General features: G+C 66.7%; 25 protein-coding genes. 16 read left to right on the top strand and 9 right to left on the bottom strand.

From position 1 onward, the window contains the following. Positions 1 to 14: 14 nt before the first annotated feature. From AC07SQ_RS29470 to AC07SQ_RS29450, 5 genes are read left to right on the top strand one after another with little or no spacing between them, the layout of a single operon-like run. A complete protein-coding gene (locus tag AC07SQ_RS29470; protein ID WP_495273400.1) occupies positions 15 to 1,100 on the top strand; it encodes a hemin-degrading factor in 1,086 nt (361 codons plus the stop codon). After that, on the top strand, positions 1,097 to 1,483 hold the full coding sequence (locus AC07SQ_RS29465; RefSeq protein WP_495273401.1) for a VOC family protein: 387 nt from the start codon (positions 1,097 to 1,099) through the stop codon (positions 1,481 to 1,483). The genes AC07SQ_RS29470 and AC07SQ_RS29465 overlap by 4 nt, the downstream gene beginning before the upstream one ends. Positions 1,484 to 1,516: 33 nt before the next feature. Further along, complete coding sequence (locus tag AC07SQ_RS29460) at positions 1,517 to 2,425, top strand: heme/hemin ABC transporter substrate-binding protein (protein WP_495273402.1); 909 nt, start codon at positions 1,517 to 1,519, stop codon at positions 2,423 to 2,425. Positions 2,426 to 2,480: 55 nt separating this feature from the next. Next, positions 2,481 to 3,518 (top strand): FecCD family ABC transporter permease, encoded by a 1,038-nt coding sequence (locus tag AC07SQ_RS29455; protein WP_495273403.1) that lies wholly within the window; start codon positions 2,481 to 2,483, stop codon positions 3,516 to 3,518. Next, a complete protein-coding gene (locus tag AC07SQ_RS29450; protein ID WP_495273404.1) occupies positions 3,515 to 4,315 on the top strand; it encodes a heme ABC transporter ATP-binding protein in 801 nt (266 codons plus the stop codon). The genes AC07SQ_RS29455 and AC07SQ_RS29450 overlap by 4 nt, the downstream gene beginning before the upstream one ends. 41 nt (positions 4,316 to 4,356) lie before the next feature. Here the strand turns inward: AC07SQ_RS29450 and ppsR are convergent, their stop codons facing one another. Beyond that, the gene (ppsR, locus tag AC07SQ_RS29445) at positions 4,357 to 5,178 is read right to left on the bottom strand and encodes a posphoenolpyruvate synthetase regulatory kinase/phosphorylase PpsR (RefSeq protein WP_062473023.1); all 822 of its coding nucleotides are present in this window, start codon (positions 5,176 to 5,178) and stop codon (positions 4,357 to 4,359) included. 193 nt (positions 5,179 to 5,371) lie between these two features. Between ppsR and ppsA the strand changes: the two genes are divergently transcribed. From ppsA to dnaB, 7 genes are all read left to right on the top strand, one after another. Continuing rightward, entirely contained in the window at positions 5,372 to 7,768 is a 2,397-nt protein-coding gene (gene ppsA / locus AC07SQ_RS29440) for a phosphoenolpyruvate synthase (protein ID WP_062473021.1), read from the top strand. 212 nt (positions 7,769 to 7,980) lie between these two features. After that, positions 7,981 to 8,439 carry a hypothetical protein gene (locus tag AC07SQ_RS29435; RefSeq protein ID WP_492685177.1) on the top strand — a complete coding sequence of 153 codons (459 nt, stop codon included), beginning with the start codon at positions 7,981 to 7,983 and terminating at the stop codon, positions 8,437 to 8,439. A gap of 116 nt (positions 8,440 to 8,555) precedes the next feature. After that, positions 8,556 to 8,930 carry a 30S ribosomal protein S6 gene (gene rpsF, locus AC07SQ_RS29430; RefSeq protein WP_062473016.1) on the top strand — a complete coding sequence of 125 codons (375 nt, stop codon included), beginning with the start codon at positions 8,556 to 8,558 and terminating at the stop codon, positions 8,928 to 8,930. 4 nt (positions 8,931 to 8,934) lie between these two features. Then, entirely contained in the window at positions 8,935 to 9,249 is a 315-nt protein-coding gene (gene priB / locus AC07SQ_RS29425; RefSeq protein WP_062473014.1) for a primosomal replication protein N, read from the top strand. Positions 9,250 to 9,270: 21 nt separating this feature from the next. After that, positions 9,271 to 9,552: a 30S ribosomal protein S18 gene (gene rpsR / locus AC07SQ_RS29420; protein WP_007830781.1), complete on the top strand. Its 282-nt coding sequence runs from the start codon at positions 9,271 to 9,273 to the stop codon at positions 9,550 to 9,552. Positions 9,553 to 9,567: 15 nt separating this feature from the next. Then, positions 9,568 to 10,020, top strand: coding sequence for a 50S ribosomal protein L9 (gene rplI, locus AC07SQ_RS29415; protein ID WP_056583114.1), 453 nt, complete (start codon positions 9,568 to 9,570; stop codon positions 10,018 to 10,020). A gap of 172 nt (positions 10,021 to 10,192) precedes the next feature. Next, positions 10,193 to 11,599, top strand: a complete 1,407-nt coding sequence (gene dnaB / locus AC07SQ_RS29410) for a replicative DNA helicase (RefSeq protein ID WP_062473012.1) — start codon at positions 10,193 to 10,195, stop codon at positions 11,597 to 11,599. Positions 11,600 to 11,613: 14 nt separating this feature from the next. Here dnaB and AC07SQ_RS29405 read toward each other — a convergent pair whose 3' ends face one another. From AC07SQ_RS29405 to AC07SQ_RS29370, 8 genes are all read right to left on the bottom strand, one after another. Further along, positions 11,614 to 12,363, bottom strand: a complete 750-nt coding sequence (locus AC07SQ_RS29405) for a helix-turn-helix transcriptional regulator (protein WP_495273405.1) — start codon at positions 12,361 to 12,363, stop codon at positions 11,614 to 11,616. Continuing rightward, the gene (locus AC07SQ_RS29400; RefSeq protein WP_495273406.1) at positions 12,363 to 12,842 is read right to left on the bottom strand and encodes an MGMT family protein; all 480 of its coding nucleotides are present in this window, start codon (positions 12,840 to 12,842) and stop codon (positions 12,363 to 12,365) included. The genes AC07SQ_RS29405 and AC07SQ_RS29400 overlap by 1 nt, the downstream gene beginning before the upstream one ends. Beyond that, positions 12,839 to 13,288 carry a GyrI-like domain-containing protein gene (locus AC07SQ_RS29395; protein WP_495273407.1) on the bottom strand — a complete coding sequence of 150 codons (450 nt, stop codon included), beginning with the start codon at positions 13,286 to 13,288 and terminating at the stop codon, positions 12,839 to 12,841. The genes AC07SQ_RS29400 and AC07SQ_RS29395 overlap by 4 nt, the downstream gene beginning before the upstream one ends. A 43-nt stretch (positions 13,289 to 13,331) precedes the next feature. Further along, the gene (locus AC07SQ_RS29390; RefSeq protein ID WP_070059600.1) at positions 13,332 to 13,781 is read right to left on the bottom strand and encodes an EVE domain-containing protein; all 450 of its coding nucleotides are present in this window, start codon (positions 13,779 to 13,781) and stop codon (positions 13,332 to 13,334) included. A 6-nt stretch (positions 13,782 to 13,787) separates the two neighbouring features. Next, the gene (locus tag AC07SQ_RS29385; protein WP_495273408.1) at positions 13,788 to 14,162 is read right to left on the bottom strand and encodes a VOC family protein; all 375 of its coding nucleotides are present in this window, start codon (positions 14,160 to 14,162) and stop codon (positions 13,788 to 13,790) included. 155 nt (positions 14,163 to 14,317) lie between these two features. After that, the gene (locus tag AC07SQ_RS29380; RefSeq protein ID WP_495273409.1) at positions 14,318 to 16,123 is read right to left on the bottom strand and encodes a PhoH family protein; all 1,806 of its coding nucleotides are present in this window, start codon (positions 16,121 to 16,123) and stop codon (positions 14,318 to 14,320) included. A 217-nt stretch (positions 16,124 to 16,340) separates the two neighbouring features. Next, positions 16,341 to 16,817, bottom strand: coding sequence for a peroxiredoxin (locus AC07SQ_RS29375; RefSeq protein WP_062472998.1), 477 nt, complete (start codon positions 16,815 to 16,817; stop codon positions 16,341 to 16,343). A gap of 144 nt (positions 16,818 to 16,961) precedes the next feature. Further along, positions 16,962 to 17,345: an Mth938-like domain-containing protein gene (locus AC07SQ_RS29370; RefSeq protein ID WP_495273410.1), complete on the bottom strand. Its 384-nt coding sequence runs from the start codon at positions 17,343 to 17,345 to the stop codon at positions 16,962 to 16,964. 100 nt (positions 17,346 to 17,445) lie between these two features. On the opposite strand from AC07SQ_RS29370, the gene AC07SQ_RS29365 reads away from it, so the two are divergent. Genes AC07SQ_RS29365 through thrC form a run of 4 tightly spaced genes read left to right on the top strand, consistent with a single transcriptional unit; the run spans position 17,446 to position 22,461 of the window. Continuing rightward, positions 17,446 to 18,678, top strand: a complete 1,233-nt coding sequence (locus AC07SQ_RS29365) for a pyridoxal phosphate-dependent aminotransferase (RefSeq protein ID WP_062472994.1) — start codon at positions 17,446 to 17,448, stop codon at positions 18,676 to 18,678. Then, positions 18,675 to 19,712, top strand: a complete 1,038-nt coding sequence (locus tag AC07SQ_RS29360) for a DUF1176 domain-containing protein (RefSeq protein WP_495273411.1) — start codon at positions 18,675 to 18,677, stop codon at positions 19,710 to 19,712. Before AC07SQ_RS29365 ends, AC07SQ_RS29360 begins: the two co-directional genes overlap by 4 nt. 14 nt (positions 19,713 to 19,726) lie before the next feature. Next, positions 19,727 to 21,049 (top strand): homoserine dehydrogenase, encoded by a 1,323-nt coding sequence (locus AC07SQ_RS29355; RefSeq protein WP_495273412.1) that lies wholly within the window; start codon positions 19,727 to 19,729, stop codon positions 21,047 to 21,049. Continuing rightward, positions 21,046 to 22,461 carry a threonine synthase gene (gene thrC / locus AC07SQ_RS29350; protein ID WP_495273413.1) on the top strand — a complete coding sequence of 472 codons (1,416 nt, stop codon included), beginning with the start codon at positions 21,046 to 21,048 and terminating at the stop codon, positions 22,459 to 22,461. The genes AC07SQ_RS29355 and thrC overlap by 4 nt, the downstream gene beginning before the upstream one ends. The last annotated feature ends 1 nt before the right edge of the window (position 22,462 follow it).

The raw sequence follows: 22,462 nt of genomic DNA, 5'->3' as shown, positions 1-22,462 counted from the left end.
ACAAAGGACACCCGATGAATGCCGAAGACATCCGCACCCGTTTTGCCGAACTGCGCGCCAAGGGCATGCGCCACAAGGACGCCGCCGCGGCCATGGGCCTGAGCGAAGGCGCCGCCATTGCGGCGCACACCGGCGTGCACGACAAGGCACTGCGCGCCGCGCGGCTGAAGGGCCCATGGGTCGAGCTGCTGCAGGCGCTGGAGCTGTGCGGCCCCGTGCTGGCGCTCACGCGCAACGAGACCACGGTGCACGAGAAGACCGGCGTCTACGAGAAAGTGTCCGGCAGCGACGCGATGGGGCTCGCGCTGGGCGAGGTCATCGACCTGCGCCTGTTCTTCAGCCGCTGGCATGCGGGCTTCGCGGTCAGCGAGGCGGCGGCCAATGCCGGCGTGCCGCCATCGCTGAGCCTGCAGTTCTTCAACCCGCAGGGCGTGGCAGTGCACAAGATCTTCGTGCGCGACGCGACCGACCGCGACGCGTTCCAGTCGGTCATCGACACCTACACCGCCGCGCCCGACGAACTGGTGCAGTTCGTGCCCGCCGAGAAGAAGGCGACGCCGCGCGACGACAGCGCCATCGATGCGGTCGCGCTGGCCGACGCCTGGCGCGGCATGCAGGACACGCATGAGTTCTTCGGCCTGCTGAACAAGTTCGACGTGGAGCGCCAGCAGAGCTTTCGCCTCACCGAGGGCGAGTTCACGCAGCGGGCCGAGACCGGCGCGGTGCGCGAGCTGCTGCTCGAGGCCTCGTTCGACGGCACGCCGATCATGGTGTTCGTCGGCAGCCCGGGCTGCATCCAGATCCACTCGGGCCCGGTCGTGCGCATCGAGCCGATGGAGATGCACGGCATGCAGTGGCTCAACGTGCTCGACCCCGGCTTCAACCTGCACCTGCGCGAAGACCGCATCACGAGCGTCTGGATCGTGCAGAAGCCGACCAGCGATGGCATCGTGACCTCGGTCGAGGCCTTCGATGGCGAGGGCGAGCTGATGGCGATGTTCTTCGGTGCGCGCAAGCCGGGCGTGCCCGAGCGCGCGGAGTGGCGCCAGATCGTGGCCAAGCTCTCGCGCCTGGCCACTTCTGAGGTGCAAGCGCGATGAGCGTCGAGGCCGTTCCGGGCGTGGTCGAGATCAAAGCCTTCGTGCCGGCGAAGGACTTCGCGCGCTCTATTGCCTTCTACCAGGACCTGGGCTTCACGCTGGCCTCGAACGAGGACGGCATTGCTTACTTCTTCTGTGGCGAGAGCAGCTTCCTGCTGCAGGACTTCTACGTCCAGACCCATGCAGAGAATTTCATGATGCATCTGCTCGTCGATGACGCGCTGGCCTGGTGGGACCGCGTGCAGGCGCAGCGGCTGACCGAACGCTACGCCGTGCAGACCACGCCGCCCGCCGAGCGCCCGTGGGGCATGGTCGATTTCACGTTGACCGACCCGACCGGTGTGCTCTGGCGCATCGCGCACAACATTCCCCGGCGCGGCTGACGCGCATCTTTCTCTTTCGCTGTCCGTGACCCCATGACTGAACAACGAGATTCCTCTTTTCTTTCTTCTTCCGTGCCGCGTCGCCGTGATGCGCTGCGCCTGCTGTCTGCTGCAGCGCTCGGCGCGGGCGCGTGGCCCGCGTTCGCGCAGGGCAGCAAGCGCCTGCCGCGGTTGGTGACGGTCAGTGGCGCGATCACCGAGGTGGTCTATGCACTCGGCGCCGAAGGCCAGCTGGTCGGCACCGACACGACCAGCCTGTTTCCCGCCGCTGCGCGTGCCACGCCCAAGGTGGGCTACATGCGCCAGCTGTCGGCCGAAGGGCTGCTCTCGCTGAAGCCCGATGCGATCATCGCGACCAACGAGTCGGGCCCGACCGTCGTGCTCGACCAGATTCGCACGGCCGGCGTCAAGGTCGAGATCATCGAGGCCGATCACACCTGGGCCGAAGTGCAGCGCAAGGTGCAGGCCGTGGGTCGCGCTGCCGCCAAGGAAGCACAGGCGCGTGAGTTGCAAGGCCGGCTCGATGCCGAATGGGCGCAGGTCCTGCAGCGCATCGGCGGCGCGAAGGGCCGCAAGCCGAAGGTGCTGTTCGTGCTGTCGCACAGCGCGAGCCCGCAGGTGTCCGGCGAGAAGACCGCGGCGCATGCGGTGATCGGCTTTGCGGGTGGCGTGAACGCGCTGGGCGGCTTCCACGGCTACCGGCCGATGACGGCCGAGGCCATGGCCAGCGCGGCGCCCGACATCATCCTCACGAGCACGCAGAGCATCGAGGCGCACGGCGGCGTCGAGCGCTTCTGGCAGCGGCCCGAGCTGGCGCTCACGCCGGCGTACAAGAAGCGCGCGCTGATCACGCAGGACGCCTTGCTGCTGCTGGGCTTCGGCCCGCGCCTGCCGGCCGCCATCGGCGAATTGCACGACAAATTCCGGGCCGCGCTGGCATGAGCCGCCGGGGCGCTCCCAAGGCGAATACCGCAGCGCGAAGCGCGAAGGCTACTCAATGAGCCAGCGCTTCGGGGCGCGTGCCGTGCTTTGCGGCAGCGCGGTGCTGCTCGTCGCGGCCTTCGCGGTGGGCGCCGTGTCGGGTGCCTACGCCATCAGTCTTTCGCAACTGTGGAACGTGCTGACCTCGCTGGGGCAGGGTGCAAGCGGCCAGTCGCCCGAGCACCTCGTGTTCCTCAACATCCGCTTGCCGCGCCTGGTTCTCGGCGTGGCGGCGGGTGCGGGGCTCGGCATGGCGGGCACGCTGATGCAGGGGTTGTTCCGCAATCCGCTGGCCGACCCGGGGCTGATCGGCATCAGCAGCGGCGCGGCGCTGGCGGCCGGCGTCACCATCGTGCTGGGCGCCTCGTTCTGGCCGATGCTGCCGCGCACGCTCGGCAGCTGGACGCTGGTGCTGATGGCTTTCGGCGGTGGCTTCGCCGTGACCTTGCTGATCTACGGCCTGTCGCGCAGCGACGGCGGCACGCGCATGGCGCTGATGCTGCTGGCAGGTATCGCGATCAACGCGCTGGCCGGCGCCGGCCTCGGCCTGCTGAGCGTGATGGCGACCGACGAGCAACTGCGCAGCCTGCAGTTCTGGCTGCTGGGCAGCTTGGGCGGTGCGCGCTGGAGCGCGGTCATCCTGGTGGGCGTGGCGGTGTTGCTCTCGTGCTGGGCCGCGGCATCGCTCGCTTCGCCCCTGAACGCCATTGCGCTCGGCGAGGCGCAGGCGGCGCTGCTGGGCGTGGACGTGGAGCGCACCAAACGGCGCGCCGTGGTCATCACCGCGGTGGCGGTGGGCGCGGTGACGGCCACGACCGGGATCATCGGTTTCATCGGCCTGATCGCGCCGCACTGGGTGCGCATGGTGGCCGGGCCCGACCACCGCATCGTGCTGCCGGCCTCGGCGCTGCTGGGCGCGGCGCTGGTGCTCGCGGCCGACACGGTGGCGCGCACCGTGATGGCGCCGGCCGAGCTGCCGCTGGGCGTGCTCACGGCCTTCATCGGCGTGCCGATGTTCCTCTTGATGCTGCGGCATTTCAGGGGGCGCATATGACGACGGCGACGGGGCATGGGGCGCTGGCGTGCGCCGGCGTCGAGGTGCGCATCGGCGCGAAGACCTTGTTGGCGAATGCGTCGGTCGAACTGGCGCCGGGCCGCGTGACCGCGATCCTCGGCCCGAACGGCGCGGGCAAGTCGACGCTGCTGTCGGTGCTGGCCGGCCAGCGTGAGCCGACGCAGGGCAGGGCGACGCTCGACGGCCGGCCACTGTCAGACCACGGCATGCCCACGCTGGCATTGCGCCGGGCCCTGATGCCGCAGGAAAGCGCGGTCGCCTTCGACTTCACGGCGCAGGACATCGTCGCGCTCGGCCGCTACCCGCACCGCCGCGCGCCGACCCGCGACGAGGACGCGATCATGGGTGAGGCGATGGCGCTGACCGACGTCACGGCGCTGGCGCCACGCATCCTCAACACGCTGTCGGGCGGCGAGAAGGCGCGGGTTCACCTGGCGCGGGCGCTGGCCCAGCTCTGGCACCCACGCCCTGACGGCGCGAGCCGCTGGCTGCTGCTCGACGAGCCGACCGCCGCGCTCGACCTCGCGCACCAGCATTCGGCGATGCGCCTGCTGCGCGCCTGGGCGGCGCGGGGCGTGGGCGTAGTGGCCGTGCTGCATGACCTGAACCTGGCGCGGCGCTATGCCGACGAAGTGGTGGTGCTGGGCGCGCCCGGCGGCTTGCGCCAGGGGGCGACCGCCGAGGTGCTACGGCCCGCGCTGATCGAGGCCGTCTGGCGCATGCCCTGCCAGCCGGTGACCGGCGCGGACGGCGTCACGCAGTATCTGTTCGGATAGTCCGTCGGGCGGGCGGTGCTTGCTACTGAAGAGCTAGCAGATCAGTAGACCAACCGCTCCGGCCGCAGCTCCTGCAGGATCGTGGTGGCGATTTCCTCGATCGACTTGGTGGTCGTCGAGAGCCAGCGGATGCCGGCTCGCCGCATCATGGCCTCGGCCTCGCTGATTTCGTGGCGGCAGTTCTCGAGGCTGGCGTAGCGCGAGTTGGGCCGGCGCTCGTTGCGGATCTCGCTCAGCCGCTCGGGCTGGATCGTCAGGCCGAAGATCTTCTTGCGGTGCGGGCTCAGCGCCGGCGGGAGCTGGCGGCGGTCGAAATCTTCGGGAATCAGCGGGTAATTGGCCGCCTTCAGGCCGTGCTGCATCGCCAGGTAGAGCGAGGTGGGCGTCTTGCCGCTGCGGCTCACGCCGACCAGGATCACGTCGGCGCCTTCCAGGTCGCGGTGGCTTTGGCCGTCGTCGTGCTGCAGGCTGAAGTCGATGGCCGCGATGCGGTCGTTGTAGGCCTTGCTCTTGCTGACGTCGCTGAAGCGGCCGATGCGATGGTTCGACTTCATGGCCAGCTCGATCTCGAGCGGCCGCACGAAGGTGCCGAACATGTCCAGCAGCATGCCCTTGCAGCCGGTTTCGATCACGCCCAGCACGTCCATGTTGGCCAGCGTGGTGAAGACGATGGGGCGCACGCCCTCGACTTCGGCCGTGTGGTTGATCTGCCGCACCGCCTGGTGCGCCTTGTCGACCGTGTCGGTGAACGGCAGCCGCACGTGGCGCGGCTTCATCTCGAACTGGGCCAGAACGGCATTGCCGAAGGTTTCGGCGGTGATGCCGGTGCCGTCGGAGACGAAGAAAACGGTGCGTGTATGCATGGTGTTGCTTTTGCGGCGGAGTCCTGCGGCGCGCGCGACCTGCCACGCCTACAATCCGGGCCATTATCGGGAATCCGCTTTCCCCACCCCCTCGAATTCTTTCCATGCACACCGCGACCGCACCCAAAGCAACGACAACGATCGTGCTGCGCCGTCTGCATGCAGCGCCGGTTTCAACTTCTGGAGCTTCCCCATGTCTGCACTTTTCGAGGCGACCGCACTGGTCGTGCCATTTGAAAACCTGAGGATGACCGACGTCGAGTCGGTTGGCGGCAAGAACGCCAGCCTCGGCGAAATGATCTCGCAGCTGCCACAGGGCGTGCGCGTGCCGACTGGTTTTGCGACCACGGCCCACGCGTTCCGCCAGTTCCTGGCGCACGACGGCCTGGCCGACAAGATCAGCAAGCGCCTGGCTGCGCTGGACACCGAAGACGTGCGCGCCTTGGCCGCGGCCGGTGCCGAAATCCGCGCCATGGTCGAGGCCCAGCCGTTCCCGGCCGACCTGCAGAAAGCCATCGGCGAGGCCTTTGCCACGCTGAGCGCCGGCAACCCCGCCGCCTCGTTCGCCGTGCGTTCCTCGGCCACCGCCGAAGACCTGCCCGACGCCTCGTTCGCCGGCCAGCAGGAAACCTTCCTGAACGTGGTCGGCATCGACGACGTGCTGCACAAGATGAAGGAGGTGTTCGCCTCCCTGTACAACGACCGCGCCATCAGCTACCGCGTGCACAAGGGCTTCGAGCACGACGTGGTCGCGCTCTCGGCCGGCGTGCAGCGCATGGTGCGCTCCGACCTCGGCGCCGCCGGCGTGATGTTCACCATCGACACCGAGTCGGGCTTCGACCAGGTCGTGTTCATCACCTCGAGCTACGGCCTGGGTGAGACGGTGGTGCAGGGCTCGGTGAATCCCGACGAGTTCTACGTCCACAAGCCGACCCTCAAGGCCGGCAAGAAGGCCGTCATCCGCCGCAATCTCGGCTCCAAGCTGATCCAGATGGAGTTCGCCACGCCCGAAGAGAAAAAGGCGAGCGGCAAGCTGGTCAAGACCACCGACGTCAAGGCCGAGCAGCGCAACCGCTACTCGCTGAGCGACGCCGACGTCGAGCAACTGGCCCGCTACGCGCTGGTGATCGAAGAACACTACGGCCGCCCGATGGACATCGAATGGGGCAAGGACGGCACCGACGGCCACCTCTACATCCTGCAGGCGCGTCCTGAAACGGTGAAGAGCCAGCAGCAGGGCAAGGCCGAGCAGCGCTACAAGCTGCTGGGCAAGGGCGCCGTGCTGGCCGAAGGCCGTGCCATCGGCCAGAAGATCGGCACGGGTGCCGTGCGCATCGTGCACAACATCAGCGAAATGGACCAGGTGCAGGCCGGCGACGTGCTCGTCACCGACATGACCGACCCCAACTGGGAACCGGTGATGAAGCGCGCCGCCGCCATCGTCACCAACCGTGGCGGTCGCACCTGCCACGCCGCCATCATCGCGCGCGAACTCGGCATTCCGGCCGTGGTCGGCTGCGGCGACGCCACCGACCTGCTCAAGGACGGCACGCTCGTCACCGTGAGCTGCGCCGAGGGCGACACCGGCTTCATCTACGACGGCCTGCTCGAGACCGAAGTGACCGAAGTGCAGCGCGGCGTGATGCCCGAGATCGATCTGAAGATCATGATGAACGTGGGCAACCCCCAGCTCGCCTTCGACTTCGCGCAGCTGCCGAACCACGGCGTGGGCCTGGCCCGCCTTGAGTTCATCATCAACAACAACATCGGCGTGCACCCGAAGGCGATCCTCGACTACCCGAACGTCGACAACGACCTGAAGAAGGCTGTCGAGTCGGTGGCCCGCGGGCATGCCTCGCCGCGCGCGTTCTACGTCGACAAGGTGACCGAGGGCGTCGCGACCATCGCCGCTGCGTTCTGGCCCAAGCCCGTCATCGTGCGTCTCTCGGACTTCAAGTCGAACGAGTACCGCAAGCTGATCGGCGGCAGCCGCTATGAGCCCGAAGAAGAGAACCCGATGCTGGGCTTCCGCGGTGCCGCGCGCTACCTGAGTGCCGATTTCGGCGAGGCCTTTGCCATGGAATGCGAGGCGCTCAAGCGCGTGCGCAACGACATGGGCCTGACCAACGTGCAGATCATGGTGCCCTTCGTGCGCACCCTGGGCCAGGCCGAGCGCGTGACCACGCTGCTGGGCGAGCATGGCCTCAAGCGCGGCGAGAACGCGCTCAAGCTGATCATGATGTGCGAAGTGCCGAGCAATGCCGTGTTGCCGGAAGAGTTCCTGAAGTTCTTCGACGGCTTCTCGATCGGTTCGAACGACCTGACCCAGCTCACGCTGGGCCTGGACCGCGACTCCGGCCTCGAGCTGCTGGCGGCTGACTTCGACGAGCGCGATCCGGCCATCAAGGCGCTGCTGAGCCGCGTCATCAAGGCCTGCAAGGCCGAAGGCAAGTACGTCGGCATCTGCGGCCAGGGCCCAAGCGACCACCCGGACTTCGCGCTGTGGCTGGCGGAGCAGGGCATCGAATCGATCTCGCTGAACCCGGACAGCGTGATCGACACCTGGCAGCAGCTCGCCCAAAGAGGCTGAGCTAGCGCGCGGCGGGCATGCCCCGCCACGTGATGCCACGCGGCGAATGGCGGAAATCCCCATGGGGGATTCCCCCGTGCCTGCCCGTGCAAGTGAAACAAAGTGCGTTTCCGGTGTCAGACTCGTGACATTCGCAGGCGGTGCAATCCGGCTGCCTGCCTGAGGTGATGCGGCCCGTCAGGGCCTGTGTCAGCACTTCGCCGGAGACCCCCATGATTCTTGTCAAGACGGAAGCCGGACAGCAGGTCCTCAAGGACCGCTCGGTGCCGTTGACGCCGCGCCAGCGCTCGGCCTTCATCCAGTTCGACGGCAAGCGCTCGATCGACGACGTGCTGGCCTCGGGCTTGGGCATCGGGCGCGAGGAGGTCGATCAGATGGTTGCGCTGGGCCTGCTGGCGCCTCTGGCCGGCCAGCCGCCAGCCGCGGCGCCTGCAGTTTCGGCGGCCCCGCCGCCGGCTGCGTCTTCCGGTCGCAGCCGCCAGCAGCGCTACAAGGACGCATACCCCATCGCCACCCAGCTGACCGGCAGCCTGGGCCTGATGGGCTTCCGGCTCAACCTTCAGGTCGAAGGCACGACCAGCTACGAAGACCTCCTGGCACTGGCACCCAAGATCCGCGCCGCCGTGGGCCCGGAGAAGGCCGCTGCCCTCGACAAGGCCCTCAACGACTGAGGTGCCTTGCCGGATCGCGCAACACAGGGCTATAATCGCCGGCTTTGCCTTGCCATACCGCGCCCGACGCTGCGGGTGGCTTTTCCTCTTCCACGGAAGAATCCACAAGGAGTGCCATGCGTCACTACGAAATCATCTTGCTCATCCACCCGGATCAGAGCGAACAAGTTCCGGCCATGCTGGAGCGTTACAAGGGCCTGATCACGGCCGGCGGCGGCAAGGTCCACCGCGTTGAAGACTGGGGCCGCCGTCAGCTGGCCTACCAGATCAACAAGCTCAACAAGGCCCACTACCTGTGCGTCAACATCGAAGCTGAACAAGCCGTGATGGGTGAACTGGAACACGCGTTCAAGTTCAACGATGCCGTGCTGCGTCACCTGACCGTTCAGAAGAAGAAGGCCGACACCGGTCCTTCGTCGATGATGAAGACGGTCGAGCGCGAAGAGGCCCGCAAGGCCCAGCAGGCCGAATACGCCGCCAACAACAACTGATGGCGTGACGGCTGCCGCTGCGGCGACCGGGGTCAACCAGCTTCTGCTGACCGCCTCTGTCGCCGAACTCGGAACCCTGCGATACACGCCAGCCGGCCTGCCCGCCCTCGATCTGAAGCTCGACCATGAGTCGACGCTCCAGGAGGCGGGAAAGCCCCGGCAGGTGAAGACGGCCCTCAAGGCCGTTGCGTTCGGCGCCATCGCCGAGCGGCTCGCAGCGCAGTCGATGGGAAGTCTCTGGCGATTCCAGGGGTTTCTCGCGACACCGGGCAACGGCAAGCATCCGGTCCTGCACATCCAGGATTTTCAGCAAGATTAATTTTCGACAAGAGGTCCCCCAATGGCCACGTTCAAGAAATTCAACAAAGACAAGCGCCCGAAGCGCAACACCCAGTCGCTGCTGTTCAAGCGCAAGCGCTTCTGCCGTTTCACCGTCGCTGGCGTCGAAGAAATCGACTACAAGGACATCGACACGCTGCGTGACTTCATCAGCGAAAACGGCAAGATCATCCCCGCACGCCTGACCGGCACGCGCGCGATCTACCAGCGTCAGCTGAACACCGCCATCAAGCGCGCGCGCTTCCTGGCCATGGTGCCGTACAGCGACCAGCACCGCGTCTAAGAAGGAGCACACACCATGCAAATCATTCTTCTGGACAAGGTTCTGAACGTCGGCGGCCTGGGCGACATCGTCAAGGTCAAGGACGGCTACGCACGCAACTTCCTGATCCCCTCGGGCCGCGCCCGTCGCGCCACCGCTGCCAACAAGGCCGAATTCGAAGCCAAGCGCGTCGAACTCGAAAAGGCTGCGGCCGCCAAGCTGGCCGAGTCGCAAGCCCAGGGCGAAAAGCTCGCCGGCTCGACCGTCAAGCTGACCCAAAAGGCTGGCGTGGACGGCCGTCTGTTCGGTTCGGTCACCAACGGCGACATCGCCGAAGAGCTGAACAAGCAGGGCTACAAGGTTGCCAAGTCGCAAGTGCGTCTGCCCAACGGCCCGATCAAAGTTGTTGGCGACAACACCGTGAGCGTCTCGCTGCACACCGACGTGGTCGTCGAGATCACCGTCACGGTCTACGGCGAAACCGCCTGATCGTTCGCAGCGCTCGGTGCGCTGACGCAAGAAAGCCGCCTTCGGGCGGCTTTTTCTTTTCTGCGCGCGAGTTGTCCACCTCGCCGCACCGGAAGTTCACTGTTTATTAACAACCTTGTCCACACACGCCGCGCCCTGCGCGGCTTAGCATGCAGGGTTGCAAGGGAAGTCCATGTCCGCCGTTTTCTCCTATGCCGACAATGATTCGTCGGCCGACCGCCAGATCGCGCAATTGCGCATTCCGCCTCATTCCATCGAGGCCGAATCCAGCGTGCTGGGGGGCTTGCTGCTGGACAACGGCGCCTGGGACCGCATGGGCGACCTGCTGGTCGACGGCGACTTCTACCGCCATGAGCACAAGCTGATCTACGCGGCCATCGGCGGGCTGATCAATGCCAGCAAGCCGGCCGACGTGATCACGGTCTTCGAGCAGCTGCAGAACCTGGGCAAGGCCGACGACATCGGCGGACTGGTCTACCTGAACTCGCTCGCGCAGTACGTGCCGAGCGCGAGCAACATCCGGCGCTACGCCGAGATCGTGCGCGAGCGCTCCATCCTGCGCAAGCTCGTGACCGCCGCCGACGAGATCGCGACCAACGCCTTCAATCCGCAGGGCAAGCCGGTCGACAAGATCCTGGACGAAGCCGAGCAGAAGATCTTCAACATCGGCGAAGAAGGCACGCGGATGAAGCAGGGCTTCCAGAGCATGGATTCCCTGGTGGTCGAGCTGCTCGACCGTGTGACCGAGATGGCCGAGAACCCGAACGACATCACGGGCGTGCGCACGGGCTTCAACGACTTCGACAAGATGACCTCGGGCCTGCAGCCGGGCGACATGATCGTGCTGGCCGCGCGTCCGTCGATGGGCAAGACCTCGCTGGCGATCAACATCGCCGAGCACGTGGCGCTCGAAGAGGGGCTGCCGGTGGCGGTGTTCTCGATGGAAATGGGCGCCGCCCAGCTGGCGGTGCGTATCGTGGGTTCCATCGGCCGCATCGACCAGGGCCACCTGCGCACTGGCAAGCTCAGCGACGAGGAGTGGCCGCGCCTGACCGAAGCCATCGAGAAGCTGCGCACGGTGTCGCTGCACATCGACGAGACACCGGGCCTTTCGTCCAGCGAACTGCGCGCCAATGCGCGCCGGCTGGCGCGCCAGTACGGGCGCCTGGGCCTGATCGTGGTCGACTACTTGCAGCTCATGTCCACCAGCAGCTCGGGCGACGAGAACCGCGCCACGGCCGTGGGCGAAATCTCGCGCGGCCTGAAGATGCTGGCCAAGGAACTGAAGTGCCCGGTGATCGCGCTGTCGCAGCTCAGCCGCGGCGTCGAAGCGCGTACCGACAAGCGCCCCATGATGAGCGACTTGCGCGAATCCGGCGCCATCGAGCAGGACGCGGACATCATCATGTTCATCTACCGCGACGACTACTACAACAAGGAGTCGAAGGAGCCGGGCGTGGCCGAGGTGATCATCAGCAAGCACCGGAACGGACCGACCGGCACGGTGAAGCTGGCCTTCCTGAAGCCGATCACCAAGTTCGAGAACCTCGTCGGCTACAGCAACAACGACGAGTACTGACCCAAGGCAACTCGTCAGCCGGCATCGCTGCCAGGCTCGGACGTCGAGGCCGGCGGCTTCTGCTCCCACACCTTGTGGCGCTGCGCCTCGGCCTTCACCTGCCGCAGCAGGTCGGCCAGCGTCTTGCCGGGTTCGTCCTGGAAGCGCGTCGCGAGCACCTCCACGGTCTCCATGCGGTCGACCCGGAAGCCGCGGAAATCGTTGCGCAGCTCGCACCACGTCGAGAGCGTCCAGACCTTGCCCCAGTAGAAGCAGCCCAGCGGCCGCACCGTGCGCTCGCTGGCATCGCCCGAGACGTCGCGGTAGTGCAGCCGCAGCTTCTGGTGCGCCTGCACGGCCTCGCGCAGCGTCTGCAGCCGCGTGCGCAGGGCGTCGTCGAGGCCGAGCGCGGGCGCATACAGCGCCAGCGCCTCCGCCGAGACGCGCGCCGCCGGCGGGAGCACTGACAGGATCTTGCCCAGGCCGGTTTCGATGTTGCGCGCCATCGCCGGATCGACCCAGCTCTGGGTCATGCGCGCGGCGGCCACGAGCGCCGATGCCTCGTCCTGCGTGAACATCAACGGCGGCAGCTCGAAGCCCGCGCCGAGCCGATAGCCGACGCCGGCCTCGCCCTCGATCGGCACGCCCTGGTGCTGCAGGTCGGCCACGTCGCGGTACACCGTGCGCTCCGACACCTCCAGGCGCTGCGCCAGGAAGGCGGCCGTGGTGAGCCGGCGGCCGCGGATGAGCTGCACGAGCTGGAAGAGGCGGTCGGCGCGGCGCATCAACGCGTTCCGACGAGCTTCCTGGCGAAGTCCTCGACAAAGTAGCGCTTGCCGCGCTGGACCACCGTGTGGCCTTCGGCCTCGAGGCGCGACATCTGGGCCTCGATGCCGCCCGGGTACTTCGGGTTGAGCTCGCCGCCGATCTTGAGCGTGCGCCAGTACGGTGTGCCTGGCGTGCGACCGGCGCCCGTCGTCATGGCTTCCTCGGTGGCGTGGGCCACCATGTGGGCGAAGATGGCCGTGGTCACGGTGCAGCCGATGGTGGCCTGGTGGCGCGCCGCGATGTCTTCGCCGATGCCGAGCACGGTCGCAAGCCGGCCTTCGGGCACGCCGCGCATCGCGTCCTCGACTTCGGCGGGCGAGGGCGTGGCGATGGTGCCCTCGCCATGCCGCGCGCGCATGGCCGGGGGGATGGCCTTCACGTTCGGCAGGTTCGGGTAGCCGGCCAGCCTGTCGCGCCAGCCCTTGCGTGTACTCATGAGACTCCGATATGGATCGCCACGGCGTCCGGCCCCTCGTAGGCTTCGAAATCGCTGCAGTAGCGGCGCACGATTTCCGGGTGCGCCTCGAAATACTGCCAGATGCGCTGCCAGGTGGCGATCACCATCTGCGGCATCTCGCCGCGGCCGGTGAATACGAGGTAGTCGCCGGCTTCGATGGCGACGCTGTTGGCGCCATCCGAGACGGCGACGCCGGCCGTCATGTCGAAGGCGCCGTGCGCGTCCGATTCGTAGGCGGAGTAGACGCTGAAGATGCGTGTGTCGCTGGTGCGGTGCGGCGTCGACTCGTAGGTCTGTTCGCCGAAGAAGCGGTTCCACAGCGCGCCGATGCGTGCGGTGGCGGGGTCGATCTCTTCGCGGTTGGTGGTGCGTACCGTGAGGCCACAGACGCGGAAGGCGTCGTGGTGTTGGCGGATGGGGTCCATGCGTTTTTTCTCCGGAAGTGGCGGATGAGGAGGGCGAAAGCGCTCAAAACAGGAGCGCCTTCGGTTCGGCCTTCATCGTCTGCGCGATCAGTTTCATGTCGATGTCGGTGATGTCGAACAGGCCGAAGCGGAACTTGTAGCCCCATTGCTTCGGGGTTTCGATGAAGGCAAGGCGTTCGATCAGCGGGGCGATGGGCGCCTCGTGCGCGGCGACATAGGCCACGTCGCGGCGCCACGGGACGAAGCCGTTGCCCATGTCGAACTCGTACGGATCGCCCGGCTGCACGATGCCCAGCGCCACGAAGCTTTGCAGCTTGTCCGTGCCGCCGAACACCGTGGCCGGCGCGTAGTAGGCCACGCGATCGCCCGCCGCCACACGCTTGAGCGGCGCGAGCTTGCCGTGGCCCACCTGCATGAACCCGAGCGGCCGGTGGTCCCGGCCGCGCCGGGCGTGCTCGGCGCTGGCGACCGCAATCCAGTTGCGTTGTGCCATGGTGTCTCAGGCCGGGGCGTGCAGGCCGACTTCGTTGCCTTCGGTGTCGCGCAGGTGGGCGATGAAGCCCATGCCCGGCGGCAGCGCCGACTTGGGCGCCACGATCTGCCCGCCGGCCGCTTCGACGCGCGAGAGCACGGCATCGATGCTGGGCATGCAGTCGAGGTAGACGCGAATGCCGCTGCCCGCCTGCGCACTGGTGTTGGCGCTGGGCTTCAGAGCGCCGCCGGTGGCGGGGTCGTCGTAGGGAAACACGGCCAGCGGGTTGCCGCCGAAGTCTTCGCGGCGCAGCTTGCGCGCGAGCACGGTTTCGTAGAAGGCCTGGGCGCGGTCCAGGTTGGCGACCGGAATCTCGAACCAGGTGATGGCATGGGTGGTCATGAAGTGCTCTCTTTCGTTCGTTGCGTTGGAAGGAGCCTGGATGGTGCGAGCCGCCTCCTGACAACGTCTTGTCAGTAGCCTGTCATGGCGGGCGAAAAAAAGCCCGCGATGCTCCGGGAGCATGCGCGGGCTGGTGTCGGCCAGAGCCGATGAATTTAGAGTACGTCGCTTGCGAAGTCGGCCAGGCGCGAGCGTTCGCCGCGCGCCAGCGTGATGTGCCCGCCGTGTGGCCAGCCCTTGAACTTGTCGACCGCGAAGGTCAGGCCCGACGAGCCTTCGGTGAGGTAGGGCGTGTCGATCTGCGCGAGGTTGCCCATGCAGATGATCTTCGTACCGGGGCCGGCGCGGGTGATCAGCGTCTTCATCTGCTTGGGCGTGAGGTTCTGCGCCTCGTCGATGATCACGTACTTGTTCAGGAAGGTCCGGCCGCGCATGAAGTTCATGCTCTTGACCTTGATGCGGCTGCGGATCAGCTCGTTGGTGGCCGCGCGGCCCCACTCGCCGGCACCGCCGCCGTCGCCCTTGGCCAGGAACTCGAGGTTGTCGTCGAGTGCGCCCATCCAGGGGCCCATCTTTTCTTCCTCGGTGCCGGGCAGGAAGCCGATGTCTTCACCGACGCTCACCGTGGCGCGGGTCATGATGATCTCGGTGTAGCGGCGGTCGTCGAGCACCTGCGTGAGGCCGGAAGCCAGCGCCATCAGCGTCTTGCCGGTGCCGGCCGTGCCGGTCAGCGTGACGAAGTCGATCTCGGGGTCCATCAGCAGGTTCATCGCGAAGTTCTGCTCGCGGTTGCGCGTGTTCACGCCCCAGACCGCGTTCTTGCCCGAGCTGTAGTCCTTGAGCGTCTTGAGCACCGCGGTCTTGTCGCGGATTTCGGTGACGCGCGCATACATGCTCGGCTCGCCGGGCGCCTCGAAGAAGACGAACTGGTTGATGTACAGGTTGGGCACCAGCGGGCCGCTGATCCGGTAGAAGGTGTTGCTGCCGCTTTGCCAGCTTTCGACCGTCTTGCTCTGGCGGGTCCAGAAGTCGGGCGGGAGGGCGAGCGAGCCGGCGTAGAGCAGGTCGCCGTCTTCCAGCGTCTTGTCGTTCTGGTAGTCGTCGGCCGCCAGGCCCAGCGCGCGCGCCTTGACGCGCATGTTGATGTCCTTGGACACCAGCACCACTTCCTGCTTCGGCTTGCCCGGGCGGTCCTTGGCGTACTCGTCGCGCAGTGCGTGCACGACGCCCAGGATCTGGTTGTCGGCCTTGCCCTGGGGCAGGCTGATCGGCAGCGAGTAGTCGAGCGGGGCGGTCTGGAAGAAGAGGCGCCCGCCGGCTTCGCGGTGGCCGGTGGTGTCCAGCTTCAGGCCCTTGTCGATGTCGGCGTCCTGCGCGGCGGCCAGCGCGTCGAGCGTGCGGCTGGTCTGGCGGCCGTTGCGTGCGACTTCGGTCGTGCCCTTCTTGTGGCCGTCGAGCTCTTCCAGCACGATCATCGGCAGGAAGATGTCGTGTTCCTCGAAGCGGAACAGGCACATCGGGTCATGCAGCAGCACGTTCGTGTCGAGCACGAACAGCTTGGCGGGGCCCGTGGACTTGCGCTTGGGGCGTGCTGGGGCTTGCTGGGGTGCCGCGGCGGGCGTGGTGGCGGCCGGGGCGGGCGTGGGCACGCGCGTCTCGACCTGCACCATCGCGGGTTGTTGCTGCTGCTGCGGGGCGCTCACCGGTGCCGACGTGGGCGCCGGGGCGGGTGCAGCCTTGTTTTTCGCGCGGCGTGCCGGGCGGGCGACAGGCGCATCGCCGCCGCCTTCCGTGCCGAGGTTGTCGAACAGCTCCAGCGGCTGCGGTCCGCTCTTGGCGGGGGCGTCGTCGCGCGAATCGCCGGAACGGCGCGAGTTTCTGTGCGAGGGACGGGCGGGTGCGTCGATGGCATCCGGCGAGAGCAATGCGGCGCGTTTCGTGGGGGCGGGAGGCAATGGCATGGGTCAGGTCGCTCGCAAGGAAGAAAGAGGAGGGCCGGAAAACGAAAAAGCCGCCTGTAGACCCAGGCGGCTTCGTTCGGAGGATGCGGTCGTGGAGCTCAACGGCATGAGGCCATTATGCACACCGCAAAAGACGCACCAGAGGCTCTTTGCACACTGCGTGGGGCAATTCCCACGACTTGATGCAAAAGCGCACGCCCGGTGCCTTGCGGCGCGATCAGGCGGCCTTCTTGAGTGCCTTGACGGCCTTGAGGACGTCTTCGACATGGCCTGGAACCTTGAGCCCGCGCCATTCGGCCTTCAGGATGCCGTCGGCGCCGATCAGGAAAGTGCTGCGCTCGATGCCCTTGACCTTCTTGCCGTACATGATCTTGTTCTTGACCACGCCGAACATGTGGCACATTTTTTCTTCGGTGTCGGCAATCAGTTCGAAGGGGAGTTCGAGCTTGGCCTTGAATTCGTCGTGCGACTTCATGTTGTCGCGCGACACGCCGAAAACCGTGGCACCGGCTTTTTCGAAGTCTTTGTAGTGGTCGCGGAACTGCATCGCTTCGGTCGTGCAACCCGGAGTGTTATCTTTCGGGTAAAAATACATGACCATGACGTGGCCGAGGTGCGAGGTGTTCGAAACCTTGATGCCGCCCGTGGCGTTGGCGTCGAATTCAGGAATGGGTTTGTTGACAACGATCGCCATGAAACTTGTTTTCTCCGTTAGATTCCGTTCTCCGAGCCCTCTCAGCCTTTTTCGGGCTTGCTCGATGAACGGAGGATTGGTCGTTGCTAACTTGGGGTAGCTGGCCGGTTCGCAACCCGGTATTTTACCTCGAAAACCCCTCTCTCAGCCACCCGCCGGGCTCTCGACGAGCAGGGCGGCGATGACGTGCCGGCCTTCGCCGGCCAGGATGTTGTAGGTGCGGCAGGCTGCCGGGGTGTCCATGGTCTCCACACCGGTGCGTTGAGCCATAAGGGGTTGCAGCCAGGCCGGTTGGGGAAATCGGATGCGGGTTCCGCTGCCGAAAATGATCAGTTCGGCGCCCAAAGAGGCCAGTTGCGCGAAATGTTCGGGCCCTAGCTGGTCGAAACGCGTGCAATCCCAGGCAAAGCGTTCGCCGCGCGAACCCACGACCACGCTGCCCTCCACCTTTTCGTTGTTGATCGCGACCCAGCCGGGGCCGTGTGCGGTGAGGGTCTGGGCGTCGGATTTGTCGGGCTGGAGCTTCATCGGGGCACTGGGAACTGTGGTCAAATTATAGGTTTTCCCTAGTGACACGAGGCCCGCAGGGGCCTTTGACCTTCGAGTAAACCCGCCCGGGAGGGCCCCTTTGAAGCAGCTCAAGAAATCGGCCAAGCTGGCCAACGTCCTCTATGACATCCGCGGCCCCATCATGGACGCCGCCAAGCAGATGGAGGAAGAAGGCCAGAAGATCATCAAGCTCAACATCGGCAACCTGGCCGTGTTCGGCTTCGATGCGCCTGAGGAGATCCAGCAGGACATGATCCGCAACCTGCCGACCTCGGCGGGCTACTCGGACAGCAAGGGCGTTTTCGCGGCGCGCAAGGCCGTGATGCACGAGACCCAGAAGCAGGGCATCGCGGGCGTCACGCTCGACGACATCTACCTGGGCAACGGCGCCAGCGAGCTGATCGCCATGTCCACCAACGCGCTGCTCAACGACGGCGACGAGCTGCTGCTGCCGGCCCCCGACTACCCGCTGTGGACCGCTTCCACGAGCCTGTCGGGCGGCACGCCGGTGCACTACCTGTGCGACGAGGACAACGGCTGGATGCCGAACCTGGCCGACATCCGCGCCAAGATCACGCCCCGCACCAAGGGCATCGTGGTCATCAACCCGAACAACCCGACCGGCGCGCTGTATTCCGACGAGCTGCTCAAGAGCCTCGTCGAGATCGCCCGCGAGCACGGCCTCGTGATCTTCGCCGACGAGGTCTACGACAAGGTGCTGTACGACGGCGTCAAGCACACGGCCATCGCCAGCCTGTCGACCGACGTGCTCACGCTGACCTTCAATTCGCTGTCCAAGAGCTACCGCTCGTGCGGCTACCGTGCCGGCTGGCTCGTGGTGTCGGGCGACAAGCGCAGCGCACGCGACTACATCGAGGGCCTGAACATGCTCTCGAACATGCGCCTGTGCGCCAACGTGCCGGGTCAATGGGCGATCCAGACGGCGCTCGGCGGCTACCAGAGCATCAACGACCTCGTGTGCGAAGGCGGGCGCCTGCGCCGCCAGCGCGACCTGGCCTACGAGCTGATCACCGCCATCCCGGGCGTGAGCTGCGTCAAGCCCAGCGCGGCGCTCTACATGTTTCCCAAGCTCGACCCCGCGGTCTATCCGATCGCGGACGACCGCCAGTTCTTCCTCGAGCTGCTGAAGGAAACCCGTGTGATGCTGGTGCAGGGCACCGGCTTCAACTGGGCCACGCCGGACCACTTCCGCATCGTGTTCCTGCCCCACGAAGACGACTTGCGCGAGGCCATCAACCGCATCGCCAAGTTCCTGGAGCAGTACCGGTTGCGTCGCAAGACGGGACCATGAGATCCGCCTGCGTCGCTGCCGCGCTGTTGCTGGGCGCACTGTCTGTCGGCGCGGCCGGGAAGAAAGAGCCGGTCTCGTTCTCGCACAACGACTGGGAACTGGTCTGCGACAACACGCTGACCTGCCGCGCCGCCGGCTACCAGGCGGACAGCGGGGAGCACCAGCAGGTGTCGATGCTGATCACCCGCGCGGCCGGGCCGAACACGGCCCTCGACATCCAGCTGCAGATCGGCGATGACGGCCGCGCCAAGGGGCCGCTGCGCTTCAAGGTCGGCAAGGCCGCCCTGTCCGGCCTCGACGCGGGAACCGCCAGCTTCGACCAGGGGCAGGTCCGCGCCGTGCTGCCCGAACTGCTCAAGAGCGACGACGCCACCGTCACGGCCAACGGCGGCAAGAAGTGGACGCTGTCGCTCGCCGGCCTCAACGCCGTGCTGCTGAAGATGGACGAAACGCAAGGCCGCGTCGGCACCCCGGGTGCGCTGGTGCGCAAGGGCGCCAAGCCCGAATCTTCCGTGCTGCCGCCGGTGCCCATGCCCGTCGTCCATGTGGTCAAGCCGCCGAAGGCGCGAGCTGGCGACGACACGCTGGCCGCGCGCATCTTTCCGTCGCTCGACCTGAAAGACGCGCGCGAGCGGTGCAACAACCAGGACCAGGTCAACGCCAGGTCGGTGGAGGTTCACCGCCTGAACGACCGCAAGGTGCTTCTGGCGCTGGGCTGCGGCGTGGGCGCGTACAACTACACCACGCTGCTCTGGACCGCCAACGACAAGCCGCCCTATGCGCCCGTGTCGCTCGAGGCGAGCGGCGAGTTCGACGACAAGGACGCCAGCGTCACCTCTTCCATGAAGGGCCGCGGCATCGGCGATTGCTGGTCGAGCGAAACCTGGCACTTCAACGGCACGACCTTCGTGCGCACCGGTGCGAACGGCGACGGCATGTGCCGCGGCTTTGCGGGCGGCGCCTGGAGCCTGCCGCGCTACGTCAGCCGCCTCGTGGACGCCGCAGCACCGTCTCTCACCTCATCCAAACCATGAACGCGACCCCTCCCATGAAATCCATCCAAGTAGGCCTGCTCGGCGCAGGCACGGTCGGCAGCGGCACCTTCAAGGTGCTCCTGCGCAATCAGGAAGAAATCAAGCGCCGCGCCGGCCGCGGCATCGAGATCACCATGGTGGCCGACCTCGACACCGCCCGTGCCCGCGAAGTGGCCGGCGAAGGCGTGAAGGTGGTCGCCGATGCGCGCGAAGTCATCGCCAACCCCGACATCGACATCGTCATCGAACTCATCGGCGGCTACGGCATCGCCAAGCAGCTCGTGCTCGAAGCCATCGCGGCCGGCAAGCACGTGGTCACGGCCAACAAGGCGCTGCTCGCCGTGCACGGCACCGAGATCTTCGCGGCCGCGCATGCCAAGGGCGTGATGGTGGCCTTCGAGGCCGCGGTGGCCGGCGGCATCCCGATCATCAAGGCGCTGCGCGAAGGCCTCACGGCCAACAGCATCCAGTGGCTGGCCGGCATCATCAACGGCACCACCAACTTCATCCTGTCCGAGATGCGCGACAAGGGCCTGGACTTCGCCACCGTGCTGAAGGAAGCCCAGCGCCTGGGCTACGCCGAAGCCGACCCCACCTTCGACATCGAAGGCGTCGACGCCGCGCACAAGGTCACGCTGATGAGCGCCATCGCGTTCGGTATTCCGGTGCAGTTCGACAAGGCCCACGTCGAAGGCATCACCAAGCTCGCCGCGCAGGACATCAAGTACGCCGAGCAGCTCGGCTACCGCATCAAGCTGCTGGGCGTGACCAAGCGCACCGCCCAGGGCATCGAGCTGCGCGTGCATCCGTCGCTCGTGCCGTCCAAGCGCCTGCTGGCGAACGTCGAAGGCGCCATGAACGCCGTGGTCGTGCACGGCGACGCCGTCGGCACCACGCTGTACTACGGCAAGGGCGCCGGCAGCGAGCCGACCGCCAGCGCCGTCATTGCCGACCTGGTCGACATCACCCGCCTGCACACCGCCGACGCCGCGCACCGCGTGCCGCACCTGGCTTTCCACCCCGACGCCATGAGCGACCTGAAGGTGCTGCCGATGTCGGAAGTCGTCACCAGCTACTACCTGCGCCTGCGCGTGGCCGACCAGGCCGGCGTGCTCGCCAAGGTGACGGGCCTGCTGGCCACCGCCGGCATCAGCATCGACGCCGTGCTGCAGCGCGAAGCCGACGAAGTGGGCGGCGAGGGCTCGACGCAGACCGACCTCATCATCCTCACGCACGACGCGCGCGAAGGCACCGTCAATGACGTCATGGCCGAGCTGCAGGCGCTGCCGACCGTGCTCGAGCCCATCGTACGCATCCGCAAGGAAGAGTTGAAGTGAACTACCTGAGCACCCGCGGCCACGCCGACCGCAAGCGCTTCTGCGAAATCCTCCTCGAAGGTCTGGCGCCCGATGGCGGCCTGTACCTGCCCGAGACGTACCCGCAGGTCGACACCGCCACGCTCGCCAAGTGGCGCACGCTGCCCTACGCCGAGCTGGCCTTCGAAATCCTCTCGCTGTACATCGACGACATTCCTGCACCCGACCTGAAGGCGATCTGCGCGAAGACCTACACGGCCGAGGTGTTCGGCACCGACGAGATCGTGCCGCTGCGCGAGCTCGAAGATGGCGTGTACCTCGAAGCTCTGTCCAACGGCCCCACGCTGGCCTTCAAGGACATGGCGATGCAGCTCTTGGGCAACCTGTTCGAGTACGAACTGGCCCGCCGCGGCGCCGAGCTCAACATCCTGGGCGCCACCAGCGGCGACACCGGCAGCGCGGCCGAGTACGCCATGCGCGGCAAGAAGGGCGTGCGCGTCTTCATGACCTCGCCCGATGGCCGCATGAGCCCGTTCCAGCAGGCGCAGATGTTCAGCCTGCAGGACGCCAACATCCACAACATCGCCATCACCGGCGTGTTCGACGACTGCCAGGACATCGTCAAGGCCGTGTCGAACGACCTGGCCTTCAAGCGCAAGTACCGCATCGGCACGGTCAACTCGATCAACTGGGCGCGCCTGCTGGCGCAGGTCGTCTACTACTTCGCGGGCTACTTCCAGGCCACCGCGAGCAACGACAAGCCGGTGAGCTTCACCGTGCCCTCGGGCAACTTCGGCAACGTCTGCGCGGGCCACGTGGCACGCATGATGGGCCTGCCGATCCAGACGCTGGTGGTCGCCACCAACGAGAACGACGTGCTCGACGAGTTCTTCCGCACCGGCGTGTACCGCGTGCGCGCGGCGGTCGACACGCACGAAACCTCCAGCCCGTCGATGGACATCAGCAAGGCCAGCAACTTCGAGCGCTTCGTGTTCGACCTCGTCGGCCGCGATCCCGCAAAGTTGCGCCAGCTGTTCGTGGACGACCTGGGCCTGACGGGCAGCTTCGACCTGAGCGCCGACCCGGCCTTCAAGCAGGCCGCCGAGCGCTTCGGCTTTCGCAGCGGTCGCAGCACGCACGCCGACCGGCTCTCGATGATCCGCGACACCGAGAAGCGCTTCGCCACGCTGATCGATCCGCACACCGCCGACGGCCTCAAGGCCGCGCGCGAGCAGCTCACGCCCGGCGTGCCGATGGTGGTGCTCGAGACCGCGCTGCCGATCAAGTTCGCGGCCACGGTGGTCGAGGCGCTGGGCGAGGAGCCCGCGCGCCCGAAGAAGTTCGAAGGCATCGAAGCCTTGCCCAAGCGCGTGGTCCAGCTGCCGGCCGATGCCGAGGCCGTCAAGGCCTACATCGCCCAGCACTGCGACTGAC

Source organism: Variovorax sp. GW821-FHT06D12 (assembly GCF_059419205.1).
This window is presented reverse-complemented; position numbering and strand designations above follow the sequence as displayed.